General features: G+C 62.0%; 19 protein-coding genes. 11 read left to right on the top strand and 8 right to left on the bottom strand.

Going from position 1 to position 18,157, the window contains the following annotated elements; translation table 11 throughout:
- Positions 1–48: 48 nt before the first annotated feature.
- The 4 genes from GGU46_RS00350 to thrA all read right to left on the bottom strand — a co-directional run bounded on the left by GGU46_RS00350 (position 49) and on the right by thrA (position 5,842).
- Complete coding sequence (locus tag GGU46_RS00350) at positions 49–729, bottom strand: c-type heme family protein (protein WP_183401619.1); 681 nt, start codon at positions 727–729, stop codon at positions 49–51.
- 131 nt (positions 730–860) lie between these two features.
- Positions 861–2,165 (bottom strand): threonine synthase, encoded by a 1,305-nt coding sequence (thrC, locus tag GGU46_RS00355; RefSeq protein WP_183401620.1) that lies wholly within the window; start codon positions 2,163–2,165, stop codon positions 861–863.
- Between the two features lie 86 nt (positions 2,166–2,251).
- The gene (locus tag GGU46_RS00360) at positions 2,252–3,214 is read right to left on the bottom strand and encodes a homoserine kinase (RefSeq protein WP_183401621.1); all 963 of its coding nucleotides are present in this window, start codon (positions 3,212–3,214) and stop codon (positions 2,252–2,254) included.
- 99 nt (positions 3,215–3,313) lie between these two features.
- Entirely contained in the window at positions 3,314–5,842 is a 2,529-nt protein-coding gene (thrA, locus tag GGU46_RS00365) for a bifunctional aspartate kinase/homoserine dehydrogenase I (RefSeq protein ID WP_246398714.1), read from the bottom strand.
- A gap of 327 nt (positions 5,843–6,169) precedes the next feature.
- Between thrA and prfA the strand changes: the two genes are divergently transcribed.
- The 4 genes from prfA (at position 6,170) to GGU46_RS00385 (ending at position 10,014) form a co-directional block, all read left to right on the top strand.
- Positions 6,170–7,240, top strand: coding sequence for a peptide chain release factor 1 (gene prfA / locus GGU46_RS00370; protein ID WP_183401622.1), 1,071 nt, complete (start codon positions 6,170–6,172; stop codon positions 7,238–7,240).
- A gap of 137 nt (positions 7,241–7,377) precedes the next feature.
- Entirely contained in the window at positions 7,378–8,904 is a 1,527-nt protein-coding gene (locus tag GGU46_RS00375) for a right-handed parallel beta-helix repeat-containing protein (protein WP_183401623.1), read from the top strand.
- Between the two features lie 12 nt (positions 8,905–8,916).
- A complete protein-coding gene (locus tag GGU46_RS00380; RefSeq protein ID WP_183401624.1) occupies positions 8,917–9,339 on the top strand; it encodes a secondary thiamine-phosphate synthase enzyme YjbQ in 423 nt (140 codons plus the stop codon).
- Positions 9,340–9,438: 99 nt separating this feature from the next.
- Positions 9,439–10,014 (top strand): hypothetical protein, encoded by a 576-nt coding sequence (locus GGU46_RS00385; RefSeq protein WP_183401625.1) that lies wholly within the window; start codon positions 9,439–9,441, stop codon positions 10,012–10,014.
- On the opposite strand, the gene GGU46_RS00390 is transcribed toward GGU46_RS00385, so the two are convergent.
- The 3 genes from GGU46_RS00390 to gpmI are packed head-to-tail and all read right to left on the bottom strand — an operon-like array spanning position 10,002 to position 12,663.
- Complete coding sequence (locus GGU46_RS00390) at positions 10,002–10,532, bottom strand: hypothetical protein (RefSeq protein WP_183401626.1); 531 nt, start codon at positions 10,530–10,532, stop codon at positions 10,002–10,004. The genes GGU46_RS00385 and GGU46_RS00390 overlap by 13 nt on opposite strands.
- Before the next feature lie 9 nt (positions 10,533–10,541).
- Positions 10,542–11,123 (bottom strand): hypothetical protein, encoded by a 582-nt coding sequence (locus GGU46_RS00395; protein ID WP_183401627.1) that lies wholly within the window; start codon positions 11,121–11,123, stop codon positions 10,542–10,544.
- On the bottom strand, positions 11,116–12,663 hold the full coding sequence (gpmI, locus tag GGU46_RS00400; RefSeq protein WP_183401628.1) for a 2,3-bisphosphoglycerate-independent phosphoglycerate mutase: 1,548 nt from the start codon (positions 12,661–12,663) through the stop codon (positions 11,116–11,118). Before gpmI ends, GGU46_RS00395 begins: the two co-directional genes overlap by 8 nt.
- Before the next feature lie 144 nt (positions 12,664–12,807).
- On the opposite strand from gpmI, the gene GGU46_RS00405 reads away from it, so the two are divergent.
- From GGU46_RS00405 to GGU46_RS00435, 7 genes are all read left to right on the top strand, one after another.
- Entirely contained in the window at positions 12,808–13,209 is a 402-nt protein-coding gene (locus GGU46_RS00405) for a DUF4783 domain-containing protein (protein ID WP_183401629.1), read from the top strand.
- Positions 13,210–13,528: 319 nt separating this feature from the next.
- Positions 13,529–14,389, top strand: coding sequence for a carboxylating nicotinate-nucleotide diphosphorylase (nadC, locus tag GGU46_RS00410; RefSeq protein WP_183401630.1), 861 nt, complete (start codon positions 13,529–13,531; stop codon positions 14,387–14,389).
- Positions 14,390–14,477: 88 nt separating this feature from the next.
- Positions 14,478–15,098 carry a hypothetical protein gene (locus GGU46_RS00415; protein ID WP_183401631.1) on the top strand — a complete coding sequence of 207 codons (621 nt, stop codon included), beginning with the start codon at positions 14,478–14,480 and terminating at the stop codon, positions 15,096–15,098.
- Between the two features lie 66 nt (positions 15,099–15,164).
- The gene (locus tag GGU46_RS00420) at positions 15,165–15,545 is read left to right on the top strand and encodes a hypothetical protein (RefSeq protein ID WP_183401632.1); all 381 of its coding nucleotides are present in this window, start codon (positions 15,165–15,167) and stop codon (positions 15,543–15,545) included.
- 10 nt (positions 15,546–15,555) lie between these two features.
- A complete protein-coding gene (locus tag GGU46_RS00425) occupies positions 15,556–15,828 on the top strand; it encodes a heavy metal-binding domain-containing protein (RefSeq protein WP_183401633.1) in 273 nt (90 codons plus the stop codon).
- A 126-nt stretch (positions 15,829–15,954) separates the two neighbouring features.
- Positions 15,955–16,698: an SAM-dependent methyltransferase gene (locus GGU46_RS00430; protein ID WP_183401634.1), complete on the top strand. Its 744-nt coding sequence runs from the start codon at positions 15,955–15,957 to the stop codon at positions 16,696–16,698.
- Positions 16,699–16,915: 217 nt separating this feature from the next.
- The gene (locus GGU46_RS00435) at positions 16,916–17,647 is read left to right on the top strand and encodes a ZIP family metal transporter (protein ID WP_183401635.1); all 732 of its coding nucleotides are present in this window, start codon (positions 16,916–16,918) and stop codon (positions 17,645–17,647) included.
- Positions 17,648–17,668: 21 nt separating this feature from the next.
- Here the strand turns inward: GGU46_RS00435 and GGU46_RS00440 are convergent, their stop codons facing one another.
- Positions 17,669–18,130 (bottom strand): hypothetical protein, encoded by a 462-nt coding sequence (locus tag GGU46_RS00440; RefSeq protein ID WP_183401636.1) that lies wholly within the window; start codon positions 18,128–18,130, stop codon positions 17,669–17,671.
- Positions 18,131–18,157: the final 27 nt, after the last annotated feature.

An 18,157-nucleotide genomic window follows, 5' to 3' on the forward strand; every position in this document is an offset into this window, starting at 1 on the left:
AGGACGGAAACGGATAAGCTCCGGGAGGGGCCGGGGCTGAAAACTACGCTAAAAAAGCGGCTTGCGCTTCTTCATCACCTTCCGGGTTTTCATGGTATAGAACTCGGCCACGCCCGGGCGCTTCAGGCTGGCGCGCCACACGCCCATGCTCTGCCCCAGCCGGTAGCCGGTAGCCTGGTCCTGGGGGGGGTACTGCTTCCGAAGCAGGGCGTAGTCGGCAGCCGTAATGTCCTGGCCCACCGTGCCGTGGCAGCGCAGGCACAGGGCATCGGAAAGCACTACCGGGCGCTGGTAGGTGAACTCCTCGGTGCCGGGCCGGGCTACCTGGCGTGCGGTATCAGCGGGGTCCAGGTCGGGAGCCGACAGGGCCGCGCGGTTGGCGGGGTTGCGGGGCCGGGCACTCACCCAGGTAAGCGAGGCCTGCAGCACCCGGGCCAGCGAATCGGTAGCGGGCAGGGCCGAGGGGCGGCAGTAGGGTAGGGCCGCGGCCACTCCGCCGTCCTGCAGCCGGGCGGCCAGCACCTGGCGCAGCTCCCGCTCGGCCGTGCGAGTCAGGGAGTCGCCGGCCCAGCGGGTAGCGCGGAGCAGGTCTTTGGGCATGATGCGCTTTACCTGCCAGTTTTCGGCCTCAATAGCCAGCTCCTTGGTATTGCTCAGGTGATCTACCTGATCGGCATTGCAGGCAGAGAGGGGTAGCAGCAGCAGGGCAGCGCGAAAGAGAAAACGCATGGGAGGCAGCTTTTAAAGTCGGCAGAACAGGCGCAAAGGGACACACTTCTGCCCATTCAACCAAAAGATACCCCCGGATGATTTAGCCCGCAACCTCAGATGGTGCCACGGCCAGCGGGGGTAGGCATTGCCTACGCTGTTTCCAGCAGGTAGGCGCGCAGGGCTTCATACTCCGGCTCCAGAAGAATGCTGCGCTTGGGTTGGCGCATAAGCTCCTGCAGCTCGGTCGGCACGGGCACGGGCTCACCGATGGCCGGCTCTACGGCCGCCGGAAACTTAACGGGGTGGGCCGTTTCCAGCAGCAGGCCCTGGGCCTGTGGGTGCCGGCGCAGGTAGTCATCGAGGGCGAAAAAGGCTACGGCGCCGTGGGGGTCCAGCACGTAGCCGGTTCGGGCATGCACGCGCCGGATGGTGGCGCTGGTTTCCTCATCCGATACGGAGTAGCCCGTCAGCAGCTCCCGGATAACGGGGTAGTCGTGGCGGAACAGCTCCAGAATGCGCCCGAAGTTACTGGGGTCACCTACGTCCATGGCGTTGGAGAGGGTAGGCACGGCGGGCCGGGCAGCATACTGGCCCGTGGCGAGGTAGGCGGGCACGGCCGCGTTGGCATTGCAGGCGGCTATAAAATGCGCTACCGGCAGCCCCGAGACGTAGGCCAGCAGCCCCGCGCAGAGGTTGCCGAAGTTGCCGCTGGGCACGGCCACTACCGGCGGCTGGCCCGTAGTGGCCCGCACCTGGGCTGCCCCGTAGCAGTAGTACACCTGCTGGGGCAACCAGCGGGCCACGTTAATGGAGTTGGCTGAGGTGAGGTGGCGCCGGCTCCGCAGGGCTTCATCCCGGAAGGCCTGTTTCACCAGGCGCTGGCAGTCGTCGAAGTTGCCGTTTACTTCCAGCGCCGTAATGTTCTGGCCCAGGGCCGTGAGCTGCTGCTCCTGCACCGGGCTCACGCGGCCGGCTGGGTAAAGCACCACTACCTCTACGCCCGGCACCCCCAGAAAGCCGCTGGCTACGGCCCCGCCGGTGTCGCCGGAGGTGGCTACCAGCACGGTTAAGGGCCGGGTTTCGTGGCGGGAGAAGTAGCCCAGGCACCGACTCATGAATCGGGCCCCTACATCCTTGAAAGCCAGGGTTGGCCCATGGAACAGCTCCAGCGCACGGATGTGGTCGGTAACCGGCACCACCGGAAACGGAAAGTTTACCGTCTCCGCGCAGATGCGGCGCAGCTCCAGCTCCGGAATGGTGCCGCCAACGTACGGGGCCAGCACGGTATAGGCTACCTCGCCGGCGTCCAGGTGGGGCAGCCGCTCCACAAAACCAGGCGTAAAGCGCGGAATAGCGGCCGGGAAGTACAGGCCACCATCGGGGGCCTGCCCGGCTACGGTAGCAGCCCGGAAATCAACGGTATCAGCTTGGCGGCTAAGACTGTAGTAGCGCATGGGGTAAGGGCTAAGAAGCGTGTTGGCAGCAGAACCAGCGGAAGACATTTCCCGGAGCGCTTTGCAGCGCCGCCCGAAAGAAAGGTTTAGCGGCTTTCCGGGCCGGCCGGAGCTTCGCTGCTTACCTGGCAACCGGTGGGGTGAATAGTCGTGACGTAGGTATGGTAGTCGAGGCTGAGGCGCTGGTAGGTAGCGTGCATCACGTTTTCCACGGCGCGGGCCGTGGCCTCATCCTGGCTGAGCATGAACAGGGCCGGCCCCGAGCCGGAAATGCCCCCGCCCAGCGCCCCAGCCACCCGGCTGCCATCCTTCACCTCCGCAAAGCCCGGAATCAGGATGCTGCGCACGGGCTCCACCACTACGTCTTCCAGGGAGCGGCCAATCAGGGCGTAATCGTGCTGGAGCAGGCCCGCCACCAGCCCCCCCACATTGCCCCACTGCCGGATGGCGTCGCGCAGAGGTACTTCCTGCCGCAGAATTCTGCGAGCATCGGCGGTTTTTATCTCAATCTGAGGGTGCACCACCGTCACAAACAAGGGCGGCGCATCAAGGGGCACCACGTCGGGGGACGGCAGGGTAGCCCGAATCAGCGTGACGCCGCCGTAAATGGCCGGCGCAATATTATCGGCGTGGCGGGCGCCGGAGGCCACTTCCTCGCCATACATGGCGTAGTGCACCAGCTCGGGTTGGCTGAAGCGGTTGCCGAGCAGGGCGTTCAGGCCCACCACGGCCCCGGCGGCACTGGCCGCGCTGCTGCCAATGCCGCTGCCCGGCCGAATGGTTTTGCGGATGCTGATTTCTACGCCTACCTCCTCGGGTACGGCCCGCAGCATGGCCAGCAGGGCGGCCCCGGCCACGTTGCGCGCCGGCTCGGTGGGCAGGCCGAAGTCATCTTCGTGGGTAATTACTACGCCGGGTTGCTCGGTCAGGCGTAGCTGCAGTTCGTCGGCGGGCTCGGCCAGGGCAAAACCCAGCACATCAAACCCGCACACCACATTGGCAACGGTGGCGGGCGCTAGTACGGTAACGGGGTGGGAAGAAAAACGCATGCAGGGAAAGTAGAGAAGGTTGCGGGCGAAGGGCAAGGTAGCGCCCCAGTCCGGAAAGCAGTAAGCGTAGCCGGCCCGCAAGCCGCCACCCGGGTCGCGTCAGGACTGTACGGCCCGCAGCACATCGGCAAACACGCCGGAGGCCGTTACCTCGGCCCCCGCGCCGGCTCCTTTAATAACGAGCGGCTGCTCCGGGTAGCGGTTGGTATAGAACAGCACGGCGTTGTCTTTGCCTTGCAGGGAGTATAGGTCGTGGGAGGGGGGTAGGGCCTGCAGGCCCACCCGGGCCCGGCCATCGGTGAGGCTGGCCACAAACCGCAGCTTCTCGCCCCGGGCCGCCGCGGCATCGTACAGGGCCCGGAAATGGGGTTCGTGCAGGGCCAGCTGCTCATAGAAGGCAGGCACGTCGCCTTCCAGGCAGGCAGGGGGTAGGAAGGGCTGGTTGTTTACCTCGCTTATCTGCAGCGGATAGCCGGCTTCGCGGGCCAGAATCAGAATCTTGCGGGCCACGTCCACGCCGGTCAGGTCGAGGCGGGGGTCGGGCTCGGTGTAGCCTTCGGCCTGGGCCTGGCGCACTACCTCCGCAAATGGCCGCAACCCATCGTAATTATTGAACACAAAGTTCAGGGTGCCCGACAGTACAGCTTCCAGGCGCTGCACCTCGTCGCCGCTGCGCAGCAGGTCGCCCAGGGTCCCGATGACGGGTAGGCCCGCGCCCACGTTGGTTTCAAACAGAAAGTGCGTATTGAACTCCTGGGCCAGCGCCTTGAGGCGGGCGTAGTTTTCGTATTCCGATGAGGCGGCCACCTTGTTGCAGGCCACTACGGCCACGCTGCGGGCCAGCAGCCCGGCATATACCTGGGCCACGTCGGCACTGGCCGTCACGTCCACGAATACAGTATTGCGCAGGTTCAGGGCCAGGAGCTGCTCCGTCAGAGCCGGTAGGTTAAGAGGTTGCCCGGCAGCCAGGGCCGGCTGCCAGCTCGTGAGGTCCAGGCCTTCCTCGTCGAGCACAAACTGCCGGCTGTTGGCCAGGCCTACCACCCGCAGGTTCAGGCGCAGCTTTTCGCGCAGCCAGGGCTGCTGCCGGGCCAGTTGCTCCAGCAGCTTGCCGCCTACGTTGCCCGTACCCGCAATAACTACGTTTACCTGCCGGGTGGTGGCCTCAAAGAAGGTTTCGTGGAGTACGTTGATGGCCTTGCGCACGTCGTGCTGCCGGATAACCGTGGAAATGTTTTTCTCCGAGGAGCCCTGGGCAATGGCCCGGATGTTGACCCCATTCTGCCCCAGCGCCCCGAACAGGCGGCCACTGATGCCGGGGTGGTTTTTCATTTGCTCGCCCACCAGGGCCACAATGGCCAACTCGTCTTCGCAGTAGAGCGGGTCCAGGCGGCCTACCCCTATTTCCGGGGCAAACTCCGCGTCGGCGGCCCGCCGGGCGCGGGGGGCGTCGGCGGCGCGTACGGCCACGGAAATGGAGTGCTCCGAGGAGCTCTGCGTAATGAGAATTACGTTGATCTGCTCCTGGGCCAGGGCCGCGAACAGCCGCCGCGAGAAGCCCGGAATGCCTACCATGCCGCTGCCTTCCAACCGCAGCAAGGCCACCGGCCCGATGCTGGAAAGGCCCCGCACGATGGCCGGACTGGCCGGCGCGGCTACCTCCACCAGCGTCCCGGCATCTTCGGGGGCAAACGTATTCTTGATCCAAAGCGGAATGTCCCGCTGCATAACCGGCTGAATGGTGGGCGGATACAGCACCTTGGCCCCAAAGTGCGACAGTTCCATGGCCTCCTGGTAGCTGATGCGCGGAATGGGGCGGGCGGCGCGCACCAGGCGCGGGTCGGCCGTCATCATCCCGCTTACATCCGTCCAGATTTCCAGCCGACTAGCCCCCAGCGCCCCGGCAAAGATGGCGGCCGTGTAGTCGGAGCCGCCGCGGCCCAGGGTGGTGGTGCTGCCGTCCGGGGCTGCGGCCACAAAGCCCGGCGCCACGTACAGCGCCACCTCGGCCCCACTTACGGCAGCTTGTATCTGGGCGTTGGTGGTGGCAAAGTCCACGGTGGCGTGCCCGTAGCGCGCATCGGTCCGGATCAGCTGGCGGCTGTCGAGCCACTGGTGGGCCGTGCCCCGGGCCGCCAGCCCCGCCGCTACCACCTGCGAGGAAAGTAGCTCCCCGTAGCTCACCAGCCGGTCGAGGGTGCGCGCCGACAGCTCGCCCAGGGCAAATACACCCTGGCAAAGGCCTTCCAGCTCATTGCAGTGGGTTTTCACGAAGCTCAGCACGCCGCTCTGCCCGGCAAGGGGTAGCAGCTCCCGTACTACCGCCAGGTGGCGCTGCTCCAGCTCCCGCAGCTGCTCCCGGTAGCCGGCATCGGCGGCGGCGGCGAGGCGGCCGGCCCTGATCAGGGCATCCGTTACCCCACCCAACGCCGATACGATTACCACGGTGGGCTGCTGCCGGGCGGCGGCCTCGGCCAGCTCCAATACGCGGCTGATGTTGGGAGCCGAGGCCACGGAGGAGCCTCCAAATTTCAGTACCTGCATAGTATGCCGTTGGGTCAGAAGGAACAAGAAAAGGCCCGCGTCGGTCCGGTAGCTCTGGGAGCTGACCGGCGAGGCGGGCTGCATGGAAAGAAAAGGGTAAGGAGTTCCGCAGCCCGCTTAGCGGGTTGTTGTCACGGTAGTTCCGGCTGAGGTGGCCAGGCCGGCCATCAGGGAGCGGGGTGAAACAGAAAGGGCTCGGAAGGAGGCCATACGTGCGGGTTGCTGGCCCCAAAGTAGGAATTTTTTGTTACGGCCAATCGTTTAAGCCAGAATAATTTACCATTCCGGCGGCAAGGTGCGGTTCCGGTCGGAGCAAGGTGCAGGCTGCTTTCCGTGCTACTGTCGCGGGCGTATATATGGTCAGCTTCGTTTCCGTACCTTTGCACTCCCCATACATTTTCTGAAGGCAAGATGCTAGATAAACTGGAGGCCATTCAACGGCGCTTTGAGGACGTGAGCGAACAGCTTACCCAACCCGAAGCCATGAGCGACATGAAACGCTTCAAGGCCCTCAACAAAGAATATAAGGACCTCGGCAAGATCGTAACCGAGTACAAGGCCTACCAGAACGTGCTGGCCAACATCGACAGCGCCAAGGAAGTTATTGCCACGGAAAAGGACGAGGAGTTCCGCCAGATGGCCAAGGACGAGCTGGAAGCCCTCTACCCCGAGCAGGAGCGCCTGGAAGCCGTTATCAAGGAGCTGCTGATTCCCAAGGACCCCAATGATAGCAAGGATGTTATCATGGAAATCCGGGCCGGCGCCGGTGGCGACGAGGCGGCTATTTTTGCCGGCGACCTGCAGCGTATGTACATGCGCTACGCCGAAAAGCAAGGCCTGCGCATGGACCTGATTGATGCCACGGAGGGCACTTCGGGCGGTTACAAGGAAATTATCCTGGCCGTGAAGGGCGAGGACGTGTACGGCAAGCTCAAGTTTGAATCGGGGGTGCACCGCGTGCAGCGGGTGCCGGCCACCGAAACCCAGGGCCGCATCCATACCTCCGTGGCCTCCATTGTGGTGATGCCCGAAGCTGAAGAGCTGGACGTGGAAATCGATATGAACGAGGTGCGCAAGGACCTGTTCATGTCCAGCGGGCCCGGCGGTCAGTCGGTAAACACCACCTACTCGGCCGTGCGCCTGACCCACCTTCCCACCGGCATCGTGGCCCAGTGCCAGGACCAGAAGTCCCAGCTCAAAAACTTCGATAAGGCCCTGCAGGTACTCCGCTCCCGCCTCTACGAAATCGAGCTGGCCAAGAAAAACGAGGCCGAAGGCGCGGCCCGTAAGAGCATGATTGGCGGTGGCGACCGGTCCGATAAAATCCGTACCTACAACTACCCTCAGGGCCGCGTAACCGACCACCGCATCGGCTACACCGTGTACAACCTGAGCGCCGTAATGGACGGCAACATCGACGACTTCGTGGAGCAGCTCCGCATTGCCGAAAGCGCTGAGCGCCTGAAGGAAGGCGTCGCGTAATTTAGTAGCCAACCATTCGTTTGTCATCCTGAGCGCAGCGAAGGACCTCTGCAGAAGGTAATCAAGCGTTACTCTCCGAAGAGGTCCTCCGCTCCCGCTCAGGATGACAGCTTTTATAGGGGTCCGTTTCTATACGTATGCGCTTTCTCCTCCCGTTGCTCTTGCTGCTTTCAGCCGCTACGGTATTGCTACCCGGCTGCGAACCGAAAGAAGATATTGTCACGACTGATGGCAGCGCCCGGCTGGAGTTTTCGCTGGATACCGTGAAGTTCGATACGGTATTCGTGACGGTGGGCACGGTAAGCAAGCGCCTGTGGGTGTACAACCGCAACCCGCGGGCCGTGCGCGTGTCGGAAATCAGCGTGCAGAGTCAGCCGGGCATCACCTACAGCCTGCTGGTGAACGGCGACACTGGCAATACGGCCCGCGACGTAGAAATCAGGGGCAAGGATAGCCTGCTGGTGCTGGTGCGCGCTACCATTGACCCCACCCCCAACGACCTGAAGCCCTTCCGGCTGATTGACAACCTGCGCTTCCGCACCAACGGCAACGAGCAGCAGGTCAAAATTCTGAGCTACGGCCAGAACGCCTACTTCCACACCCGGGACGTCATCAGCCGCCATACGGTGTGGAAAGCCGATAAGCCCCACGTTATCTTCGATTACGCTCTGGTGGACTCGGCCGTGACGCTGACCATTGAGCCGGGCGCCCGGATTTACGCTCATGCCGGAGCCGCGCTGCTGGTGGGCGGGCAGCTGCTGGTAAACCCTACCTACCAGCCCACCGGCGAGCTGAAGCCGGATAACCGTAACTTCGTGCGCTTTCAGGGCGACCGGCGCGAGGAGCAGTACGCCAATACCCCGGGCCAGTGGGCGGGCATCTGGTTTCTCTCCAGCAGCCGCAACAACGTGGTGCGCTTCGCCGAAATCAAGAACAGCGCCTTTGGGCTGCTGGTGATTAATCCGCGCAATCTGCGGCCTTTCCCCAGCGTCACGGTCGAAAACGCAACCATCCAGAATATTTCCAGCGCCAAGCAGGCCTTTACCAACTCGGGCCTGACCATTGGGCTGGAAGGCGCCGCCCTCCTGGGTCTCTCCGGCGATTTTACGGTGCGTAACACCCTCATCACCAACTGCGAGCAGTATGCAGTGTTTGGCGTGCAGGGCGGCAATTATCAGTTTGAGTATTGCACCATTGCCAACTACACCGTTCAGGCGAACCGCCAAACCCCTACGTTTCTGCTGGCCGATGCCATTGAAGTAAACGGCCGGGCCCGCCCGGCCATTGCCCCACGCCTGACCATGCGCAACTCCATTGTGTGGGGCAATGGCCGGGAAGGCGAAGAGCTGGCTTTCGTGAACGGAGAGCAGTATGCCAGCAATATCAGCATCAGCACCAGTGTGTTGCGTACCAAAAAATACGACAACACCGGCCCCCTGGGCCAGGCCCGGAATGGCAACATCCTCAACCCCCTGGAAGGCCAGACTTACCTGTTCCGGAGTACGCCTTACCGCCCGCGCGGCAAAACCTTCGACTATCAGCTCGACACCCTCTCGCCCGCCAGCAACAAAGCCGTAGCCCTGCCCGGCCTCACGACTGATCTGCTCAACCGCCCGCGCCTCAGTCCGCCCGACATTGGGGCCTTTGAGCGTAAAAACCCGTAAGCAGCCCCGCGTATGCAGTTTATTCAGAAGCGTTTGCGCCTGCCGGCCGTCAGCCGGGGCTTTCACCTGATTACCGATTTGCTGGTGGCCGAGTTGCCGGAGCTGGAGCAGCTGCAGGTAGGCACCGCTCATTTCTTTATTCAGCATACCTCCGCCAGTCTCAGCCTCAACGAAAACGCCGACCCCACCGTGCGTCACGACTTCGAGCAGTTTTTCAACCGCACGGTGCCTGAAAACGCGCCCTATTTCCGTCACACCCTGGAGGGCCCCGATGACATGCCGGCCCACCTCAAGGCCAGTCTGCTGGGCCACGCCGTGAGCGTCCCGATCAGCAAGGGCGAATTGGCTTTGGGTACCTGGCAGGGCATTTACCTGGGCGAGCACCGCAACCACGGCGGCCGCCGCTGGGTGGTGGCTACCCTTATGGGGCAGTAGTGTCCTCTGACAGACAAATGGCACGGATTGAACGGAATAGCGGGCCGTAACCGAGCCGGCCGTTGGTTGTTTGCGTATAGGGCAAAAAGCCTCTTGCTCATGCTTGCCGCCCTATTCGTATCCGCTGCCAAAGTTGTTTCCGCTGCCTCGTTCTGCGCGGTACTGCTGGCGGCTGGCCCTGTGGAGCCGGGTAGCGGCGAAAAGCCTCCCCGGAAAGTGGCGGCCCAACAGCGGCCCCGCACAGTCCGGGCGGCTGCACCCCCATCTACCCCGGTAGCCCGCCTGACCAACGATTCCCTGGCCGGGCAGCCCTTTGGCGAAGAGCCTACGGTGCGGGAACTGCTTCAGGCGGGCGGCCGGGTAGCAGCCCGCCGCCCTTTCAAGAATGTGTACGAAGCGGGGCAGATTGACACCATTTTGCTGGTGCGCCATCTGGGCAACGTGTTTGAGTTTTACCGGGCGCCGGAAAAAGACCTGCTTCGCAACGCCACCATCACCAATTTCCAGCCCACCTACGGTCGCCGTCTGCGCACCCGCCTGGAGCCCGCCTGCCGCGCCGCCGCCACTGCCACCGATAAGGTCCGGATTGGCGACACGGAGCGAACCAACTACGTTTCAGTGATATACCAGGGCGGGCAGCTGCGCGCCGTGCGCGTAGAGCCTTACCTGGAATAGGACCGACGCAACCAGGCAAGCAGCCGCCGCAGGAGTATGGCCTCCAGCAACATAAGGCCAGCCAGCGGCACGAGGAAAAGTTGCTGGTAAGAAAACATCATCCAGCTACTAGGCAGATAGTCGCGGCCCGGCAAAAGGGGGAGCAGCAATGGGAACAGCAGCGTTACCGATTGCAGCACCAGGCAACTTGCCGCTACGGCCGTGCTATGCTGCAGCCGTCGGAGCCAGAACAACTGCGCCAGTCCGTAGGCAGCAATCATGGACCAGAACGCCCACCAGTACGGGCCCGTCGCACGGTTGATAAGCCCGTACCGCTCCATTTCATCCTCGGAAGAACAGGCCCGGAAAATCTCCAGTGAAAGCAAGAGTAAGCTACCTAGAGCAGCGGCGGCAAACAGGCGGTTGAGCAAGGCCTGCTCCCCGCGGAACGCTCCGGATAGCTTCCTGTTCAGAAGCATTGCCAGCGGCGCCGCCAGCAGGTACGCAGTAGTATGAAAATCAACCCACTGATAGAGCATACCTGAGCGCTACAACACCCGCGCCCGAACCGCATACCGCACCGAATCGAACAACACCAGTTTCTGCACACCGCTCACTTGGTAGCTGCTGATTTGCCCGTTCTGGCAGCGTAGCGTCATGGTTTTGGCGGAGTACACCAGCGGGTTGTCCTGAGCTACGGTGGCGGTCAGCTCCTGCACGCTACCCCCCCGGCTGACTACCGTAAGCTGCTCAACGGGGTGCTCGGTGCCGGGCTGGCGCCGGTAGCTACGGCGTACCAGCCCGGCAGGGGTAGTAACGCAATCAACCTGGTAGAGGCCGCGCAAGGCCGGCTTGTTGATGTCGGCCTGCTGAAAAATCTGCAGTTCTTTGGCCCAGTCGGTTTGGGTAACGCGGGTGGTTTCCTGGTGCCCGTCGCGGAGAACTGCCTGCTTTTCTACGACAGGTTTCCGCCCGTTCAGCAGGGTAGCCTGCTTTTCCAGGAAGCCCAGCAGGTTGAAGTAAGCCGGTTTGCTATTGGCCGGGTTGGGGCGCACGGTAGCGTCCTGGCCGGGCTCGCAGGCCGAAAGAAGAACCACCGTGCCCAGTAGCCAGCCGAATACGCTACGCATTCGGCGTGGTTTCGGGGCGCAGCAGGCTTTGGCCGCCCATTACCTCGGGTTGGGGTAGGCCCATTAGCTGCAAAACGGTGGGGGCAATGTCGCCTAGCTTGCCATCGGCCAGGGTGCCGCGGTAGTCATGGGAGGCCAGGATGCAGGGCACCAGGTTGGTGGTGTGGGCGGTGTTGGGCGTGCCGTCGGGGTTAATCATCATGTCGGCGTTGCCGTGGTCGGCAATGATGATGCAGGCGTAGTCCGAGGCCAGGGCGGCTTCCACTATCCCGCGGGTGCACTCGTCCACGGCTTCGGCGGCTTTCACGGCGGCGGCAAACACGCCCGTGTGGCCTACCATGTCGGTATTGGCAAAGTTCAGCACTACAAAGTCAGCCGATTTGGCCTGTAGTTCCGGCACCAAGGCGTCGCGCAGCTCGTAGGCGCTCATCTCAGGCTGCAAATCGTAGGTAGCCACTTTGGGCGAGGCCCGCATGATACGCTTTTCGCCTTCGAACTCTACTTCACGGCCTCCCGAGAAGAAAAACGTAACGTGCGGGTACTTCTCCGTCTCAGCAATCCGGATCTGGGTTTTGTGGTTGGCGGCCAGCACCTCACCCAGCGTTTCTTCCAGGTTGTCTTTCTCGAAGATGGGCGTGACGCCGGTAAAGGTGGCGTCGTAGTTAGTTAGGGTGAGGTAGTGCAGGCTCAGCCGGCGCATCTCGAAAGCGTGGAAATCCTGCTGGGTCAGGGCCTGCGTAATTTCCCGGCCCCGGTCGGTGCGGAAGTTGAAGCACAGCACCACGTCGCCTTCCTTAATGGTAGCGAGGGGCTGCCCGTCGGCGCCTACCTTCACAATCGGCTTCAGAAACTCATCGGTCACTCCTTCTTTGTAGGAATCCTGCATGCTCTGAATCAGGTTCTGGGAGGGCGTGCCTTTGCCATTCACCAGCAGGTCGTAGGCTACCTTTACCCGTTCCCAGCGGTTGTCGCGGTCCATGGCGTAGTAGCGCCCTACAATAGAAGCAATTTTGCCGCTGGCCCCGCGCTGCAGGTGCTGCTCCAGGTTGTTTACGTAGCTGACGCCGCCCTTGGGGTCGGTGTCGCGGCCGTCGGTGAAGGCGTGAATAAACACGTTGTGCACATCGGCGTCGTAAGCCAGGGTGCACAGGGCTTTCAGGTGCTCCAGGTGGGAGTGCACGCCGCCGTCGGAGAGCAGGCCCATCAGGTGCACGGGCTTGTTGTTGAGGCGGGCGTACTCAAAGGCTTTCACCAGGGCCGGCATGTTGCCCAGCTTCCGCTCCCGAATGGCCTTGTTGATGCGTACCAGGTCCTGATAGACTACCCGGCCGGCCCCAATGTTCATGTGGCCTACTTCGGAGTTTCCCATCTGCCCGTCGGGCAAACCCACGGCCTCACCAGAAGCCTGCAGTCGGCTGTGCGGAAAACGCTGAAACAGTGAATCGACAAAGGGCGTACGCGCCTGATCAATAGCCGATACCTCTTTATTCTGCGCCAAGCCCCAGCCGTCCAGAATCACCAACAATACCTGTTTGTTCATGGTCGCAAAGATAGGCCAGAAGGGCCAAAACGCCCGCATTTTCCCTAACTTGGCAGTCTCCCCTCCCCGGTTGGCCGCTAAATACCGGCCCGGGTAGGGTTGGCATAGTTTTCGCACGCAGTATGCTGTACTCTATACACTAACATGAAACGCAACTTTTTTCTGGCCTTCGCCCTGGTGTGGGGCCTGTTGCTATCGGTGGGAGCCTTGGCGCAGAGTGAGTCTTTCGGCCCGGTGCGCAATGCCATTCGCAGTTCCTCCTCGCGCGACTTAGCCCAGTTCTTCGCTCCTACCGTGGAGCTAAGCTTTGATGGGGATAAGCAAAGCTACAGTGCTACCCAGGCCGAGTTTGTGATGAAGGATTTCTTCGCCAAACACTCGCCGGCTTCTTTTGACTTCATTCACTACGGCGGCAGCAACGAAGGTACGCCCTATGCCGTGGGCAAATACACGGGCAAAGACGGAGCTTACCGCATGTTCGTGAAAATGAAATCGGCGGGCGGCAGCCTCAAAATTGCTACCATCGACTTTACCAAAGAGAACTAGCTTCTCTTCCTCCGTTTCTCTCCCAGCGCCGCGAAGCTTCTTCGCGGCGCTTTTTTTGTGCCTCCGAGCTATTCTTGTGCCTCTCGTTCCGGTCCGACGCCGGCGTCGTCCGACTGGTTGGTTTTGTGCTGACGCCTGTTACTGGTAGCCAGGCGGGGTAGGGGTACCGTTTCAGTGGCGCAGACGATGACTGGTCGGACGGCTACCGCCGTCGGACCAGCAGGTTCGACGAGGAACCAGTAGGGGCCTGGCCACCTGGCCTCGTAGGCCTCCGAAGGAGCAGTGGGGAAGTAGGGGCATTTTTGACTATTTTTGCTCCGTGTACACGCCCTCCTACCTCACCCCGGAAGCTTTATCTTCATTTATTCGCACGGCGCTGGCCGAAGACGTCGGCGACGGCGACCATTCGGCCCTGTCGGCCATTCCAGCCGACGCGCGCAACCGTGCCCACTTGCTCATCAAGGATGAGGGTGTGCTGGCGGGCGTTGAGCTGGCGCGGCACATCTTCCGGGAGGTAGATGCCGACCTGGCGGTTGAACTCCGCCTGCAGGACGGGGCCCGAGTTAAGCACGGTGATGTTGCCCTGGTGGTGGAGGGCCGCGCCCAGAGCATCCTGACCGCCGAGCGGCTGGTGCTCAACTGCATGCAGCGCATGAGTGGTATTGCCACCCGCACGGCTCACCTGACCAGCCTGCTGGCCGGCACCAAAGCCCGTCTGCTCGATACCCGCAAGACAACCCCCAACTTCCGGCTGTGCGAAAAGTGGGCCGTGCTGATTGGGGGCGGAATCAACCACCGCTACGGGCTGTTCGATATGATTATCCTCAAGGACAACCATGTGGATTATGCCGGGGGCGTGCGCGAAGCCATTGAAGCCTCCCGGGCTTACCTGGCCCGCACCGGCCGGCAACTGCCCATCGAAATAGAAACCCGCAGTCTGGCCGAAGTGCAGCAGGCCCTGGAGGCAGGCGGCATCGACCGGATCATGCTCGATAACATGGCGCCCGCGCAGCTACGGGAGGCCGTGGCTCTGGTAGCCGGCCGCTACCCCCTGGAAGCCAGTGGTGGCATCACGGAGGAAACCATTGCCGAGGTAGCCGCTACTGGCGTGGACTACATCTCGGTGGGAGCCCTAACCCACTCCATCCGCAGCCTCGATATGAGCCTGAAAGCGTTTTAATGAGTTGTCAGTTGCCGGTTATCGGTTGTCAGTAAAACAGTGCTGATAGCTGGCAACCGGCAACTGACAACCGACAACTCAACTACCAATGCAACTTCCTAATCAACGCGGCGGCTACCGGCAGCAACAGCAGCAGCAAGGCGCCTCGCCGCTGGCTATCCGCACCAAAAAGCACCAGCTCGATACCGATACCTACACCAAGCTGGCCATGGGCCGGGTGTGGCGCAGGGAGTGGTGGTACGCCCTCATTCCGTTTGCGCTGGGCTTGCTGCCGGCCCTGATCTGGCCCTCGTGGTGGTGGCTGGCCGCGGCCCTGCTGCTCACGCTGCTGTACGTGCTGTTTCGCTCGGCGCAGGTTACTGGGGTTACCCAGGTAGAGCAAACCAAACCCCTGTTCGAGAAGCTGGGGTACGAGTTTGATAACAAGCAGATTGTGCTGCGCCGCAACGAGAAGGAAGGCATGCGCCTGACCTGGGATATGATTGGCGACGTAAAGCGGGAGGCCGATGGCTACCTGCTTTCCCTGCGGGCCCCGGAGCTGCCCCAGGAGCTGAAAGGCTGGCGCCTGTGGATGGCCAAAACCTTCGACACGCCCATTTTTCTGCAGGTACCGGACCGCATCTTTAACTCGCCCAACGACCAGAAGCTGTTTGACGCTATGCTGCGTCGTAAGAACCTGCTACCCGGCGGCGGGCCGGTGGCCGCCTAACGCTTCCGTCAACTTAGTGCGCCGTTTTTTCGTCATTACTTCTTACCGATTTCTTTTTCTCTTCTCATGAGCAAGCAACTCGTACTTTCCGCTCTGGCCCTGGCTACGCTGGCCCTGAACGCGTGCAGCAGCGAACCGTCAGACTGGCGTCCGGATAAAAAAGTATCGTTGGATATGGTAGAGCCAGGCAGCCGCTCCTCCGACAACTTCGATCAGCACACCTCGGCCGCCGCTGACCAGTCGAAGGGCGGCGCCATTGAGCGCCCCATTAGCTCGGAGGTAACCCTGGACGAAACCAACCAGCGCGACCGGGTAAACGCCGAACAGGTTCGGACTGCTGATGCCAAGGATGCTACCCACACCAGCAGCTCCACCGCCATCGAGAGCGACAAAAAAGCCATCAGCGACCAGAAGGCCGAAACGGCTGAGCCCGCCCCGAAGCAATAGCCTGACGCGCATGAAGTCTTTCTGGAAATCAGGAGTAGCGGCCGCGCTGCTGCTCGGTGGCCTGGCCCTGGGCAGCTGCCAGTCGAAACCCGCGGAGCAGGGTGCGGCCGGTGCCGCTGCCACTATGGCCCCCGCCGACAGCACGGCCGCGCCGGTTGCTACGGCGGCTTACATTTGCCCCATGGGCTGCGAGGGTAGCGCCAGCAACAAGCCCGGCAAGTGCCCGGTGTGCGAGATGGATCTGGAGGCCAACCCGGCCGCAAAGCCAGCCCAAGCGCTTTGATTTAAGTAACCGGTAGGCCATATTTGCAGCCATGTTGCAGATGTGGCCTTCCGTGTCTGTTTTCTGAAAACTGAGGAAGGGGCGTGAAGACGCCCTTTTTTCATGATATCCCGTTGCTTACTGCCTATGCCTTCCGCCCCACCCACAGAATGGTTTAGTACCTGGTTTGATTCGCCATACTATCATCGGCTGTACCGGGAACGGAATCATGAGGAGGCCCGGGCGTTTCTGGGGCAGCTGCTGCGGCATGTGCGCCCCCGGCCCGGCGCGCGGCTGCTGGACCTGGCCTGCGGCAAGGGCCGTCATGCGTTGTATCTGAGTGAACAGGGCTACGACGTAACCGGCGTTGATCTGTCGGCGGAAAGCATCCGCTACGCCCGGCAGTTTGCCCACGAGCACCTGCACTTCTACGAGCACGACATGCGTGAGCCGCTGCCCACGGGCTCGTTTGATCTGGTTTTGAACCTGTTTACCAGCTTCGGCTACTTTGAGCAGGAAACCGATAATGTGGTGGCCCTGCGCAATGCGGCAGCCGCCCTCCGCCCCGGCGGCAAGCTGATTATCGATTTTATGAATACCCGGCTAACCCTGCGCGAGCTGGTAGCCCACGAAACCAAGCAGATAGACCACACCACGTTTCAGCTCTACCGCCACTTTCAGAACGGGTTCATTGTCAAGGAAATCCGCTTTCGCGACGATGAGCAGCAGGAGCAGTACTTCGAGGAGCGGGTGCGGGCCCTGAGCCGGGAGCAGTTCGAGGAGTATTTCCAGATTGCCGGCCTGCGCCTGATGACCATCTGGGGCGACTACCAGCTTCGTCCGTTCGAGCCGGAGAGCAGCCCCCGGATGATTTTCGTGCTGAAAAAGTAAGGCAGTTTTTTGCAACAGCAGGAAGTGACAGGGAACGTGAGCAAAAAAGCACTGACCAGGCGCAGTGGGGTAGGAAAAAGGCTGGATTCGCCGGCTTTTTCTGTTTTTCACCACCGCTCGTCAAATCTTACTGGCCGCTTGCCTTGTTAACTCCCTCCTGCCTCAGCTTATCCTGCTCGTCCGCTTTCCCTTCTATCCTTTCCCCTCCTCACGTTCTATGTGGTTTGCCGTTTTTGCGTTGTTTCTGACCGTACTGGGGGCCGGCTGGCTGACCCGGCTGGTCCCAACGGCCCGCACCACCTGGATGAAGCCCTTGCTGGCGTTTAGCGGCGCCTACCTTTTCACTCTCACGGTAACGCACCTGCTGCCGGAGGCCCTGCAGATGCTGCCCGGGCACCGGGTTGGCTACTTTGTGCTGGCTGGTTTTTTCGGGCAGATGCTACTGGAGGTGTTTTCGCAGGGAGTGGAGCACGGGCACGTACATCACCACACGGCGCATGCCGGCCGGGTGCCCTTCCTGCTGTTGTTTTCCCTGGTACTGCATTCGTTTCTGGAGGGTAGCATTCTGGTGAAAACACCCGAAGCCGGTGATATCAGCCAGAACTTTTACGCCATTCTAGCTGGGGTGGCCCTGCACCACATTCCGGCGGCCTTCGCCCTGATGGCGGCGCTGCTACTGCGCCTCAGCTCGTTTCGGCGGGCCTTGCCCTACCTGTTGCTGTTTGCCGTGGCCGGACCGGCCGGTATTGTGGTCAGCAACTTTGTGGTGCTGGAGCAGCTGCTGACAGGTGGCCTGTACGCGGCCCTGCTGGGGCTAGTGGCCGGTAACTTTCTGCACGTCTCCACCACCATTCTGTTTGAAACCAGCCCCGACCACAGCCTGAACCTGCGCAAGCTGGTAGCCACCCTGGCCGGCCTGCTGCTGGCTTTGCTCGTGGATGTGGGGTAGGAGTCCGCAGTAGGTACCGCTTCAGCGCAGCGGGTTGCTGAACAGTCCCCATTCATCCTCCGCGTCGGTAGTGGGGTCAAAGTCCTGCACCCAGGCCACGAACAGCAGCCGGAACTGCTCTACCTCGTCGCGCAGCAGCTGCCAGTACTCGGGAGCTCCGATGCTGAGCATGCGGCAGGTGCTGGTTTGGGTCAGCAGGCCCTCGGCGGCTACTTTAATCAGCACGGCCAGCTCCATGCGGCGTGAGTAGTAGGGCACGGCCCGCGACGCGGCCAGCTTGGCGCTTAGCACATAGCTGTTTTCCAGCATCATCTCGCCCAGAAGCGGAATTTCCGGGGGCTCAGGCAGGCTTTGCACAAAGGCCTGGGTCAGGTGAGCCAGCTCTTGGGCCTTCTCGAAGAGGGCCCGGTGCTTGAGGTACTCCACATCCTCGTGGTCATCAAAGGAAAAATTTTCGGGCAGGAAATCATCGTCGTGGGGCATGGCGGATGCAGATAGGGGAGAGAAGAG

This window comes from Hymenobacter latericoloratus (assembly GCF_014199535.1).
Taxonomy (GTDB): domain Bacteria; phylum Bacteroidota; class Bacteroidia; order Cytophagales; family Hymenobacteraceae; genus Hymenobacter; species Hymenobacter latericoloratus.

What these genes read in the sequence shown, in the direction of transcription:
- GGU46_RS00440 (WP_183401636.1), bottom strand. Translation starts at nt 18,130, where the DNA reads ATGCCCCACGACGATGATTTCCTGCCCGAAAATTTTTCCTTTGATGAC.
- GGU46_RS00415 (WP_183401631.1), top strand. Translation starts at nt 14,478, where the DNA reads ATGCAACTTCCTAATCAACGCGGCGGCTACCGGCAGCAACAGCAGCAG.
- GGU46_RS00405 (WP_183401629.1), top strand. Translation starts at nt 12,808, where the DNA reads ATGAAACGCAACTTTTTTCTGGCCTTCGCCCTGGTGTGGGGCCTGTTG.
- GGU46_RS00435 (WP_183401635.1), top strand. Translation starts at nt 16,916, where the DNA reads ATGTGGTTTGCCGTTTTTGCGTTGTTTCTGACCGTACTGGGGGCCGGC.
- GGU46_RS00390 (WP_183401626.1), bottom strand. Translation starts at nt 10,532, where the DNA reads ATGCTCTATCAGTGGGTTGATTTTCATACTACTGCGTACCTGCTGGCG.
- thrC (WP_183401620.1), bottom strand. Translation starts at nt 2,165, where the DNA reads ATGCGCTACTACAGTCTTAGCCGCCAAGCTGATACCGTTGATTTCCGG.
- GGU46_RS00360 (WP_183401621.1), bottom strand. Translation starts at nt 3,214, where the DNA reads ATGCGTTTTTCTTCCCACCCCGTTACCGTACTAGCGCCCGCCACCGTT.
- GGU46_RS00375 (WP_183401623.1), top strand. Translation starts at nt 7,378, where the DNA reads ATGCGCTTTCTCCTCCCGTTGCTCTTGCTGCTTTCAGCCGCTACGGTA.
- prfA (WP_183401622.1), top strand. Translation starts at nt 6,170, where the DNA reads ATGCTAGATAAACTGGAGGCCATTCAACGGCGCTTTGAGGACGTGAGC.
- GGU46_RS00430 (WP_183401634.1), top strand. Translation starts at nt 15,955, where the DNA reads ATGCCTTCCGCCCCACCCACAGAATGGTTTAGTACCTGGTTTGATTCG.
- GGU46_RS00420 (WP_183401632.1), top strand. Translation starts at nt 15,165, where the DNA reads ATGAGCAAGCAACTCGTACTTTCCGCTCTGGCCCTGGCTACGCTGGCC.
- GGU46_RS00425 (WP_183401633.1), top strand. Translation starts at nt 15,556, where the DNA reads ATGAAGTCTTTCTGGAAATCAGGAGTAGCGGCCGCGCTGCTGCTCGGT.
- GGU46_RS00380 (WP_183401624.1), top strand. Translation starts at nt 8,917, where the DNA reads ATGCAGTTTATTCAGAAGCGTTTGCGCCTGCCGGCCGTCAGCCGGGGC.
- thrA (WP_246398714.1), bottom strand. Translation starts at nt 5,842, where the DNA reads ATGCAGCCCGCCTCGCCGGTCAGCTCCCAGAGCTACCGGACCGACGCG.
- GGU46_RS00385 (WP_183401625.1), top strand. Translation starts at nt 9,439, where the DNA reads ATGCTTGCCGCCCTATTCGTATCCGCTGCCAAAGTTGTTTCCGCTGCC.
- GGU46_RS00395 (WP_183401627.1), bottom strand. Translation starts at nt 11,123, where the DNA reads ATGCGTAGCGTATTCGGCTGGCTACTGGGCACGGTGGTTCTTCTTTCG.
- GGU46_RS00350 (WP_183401619.1), bottom strand. Translation starts at nt 729, where the DNA reads ATGCGTTTTCTCTTTCGCGCTGCCCTGCTGCTGCTACCCCTCTCTGCC.
- gpmI (WP_183401628.1), bottom strand. Translation starts at nt 12,663, where the DNA reads ATGAACAAACAGGTATTGTTGGTGATTCTGGACGGCTGGGGCTTGGCG.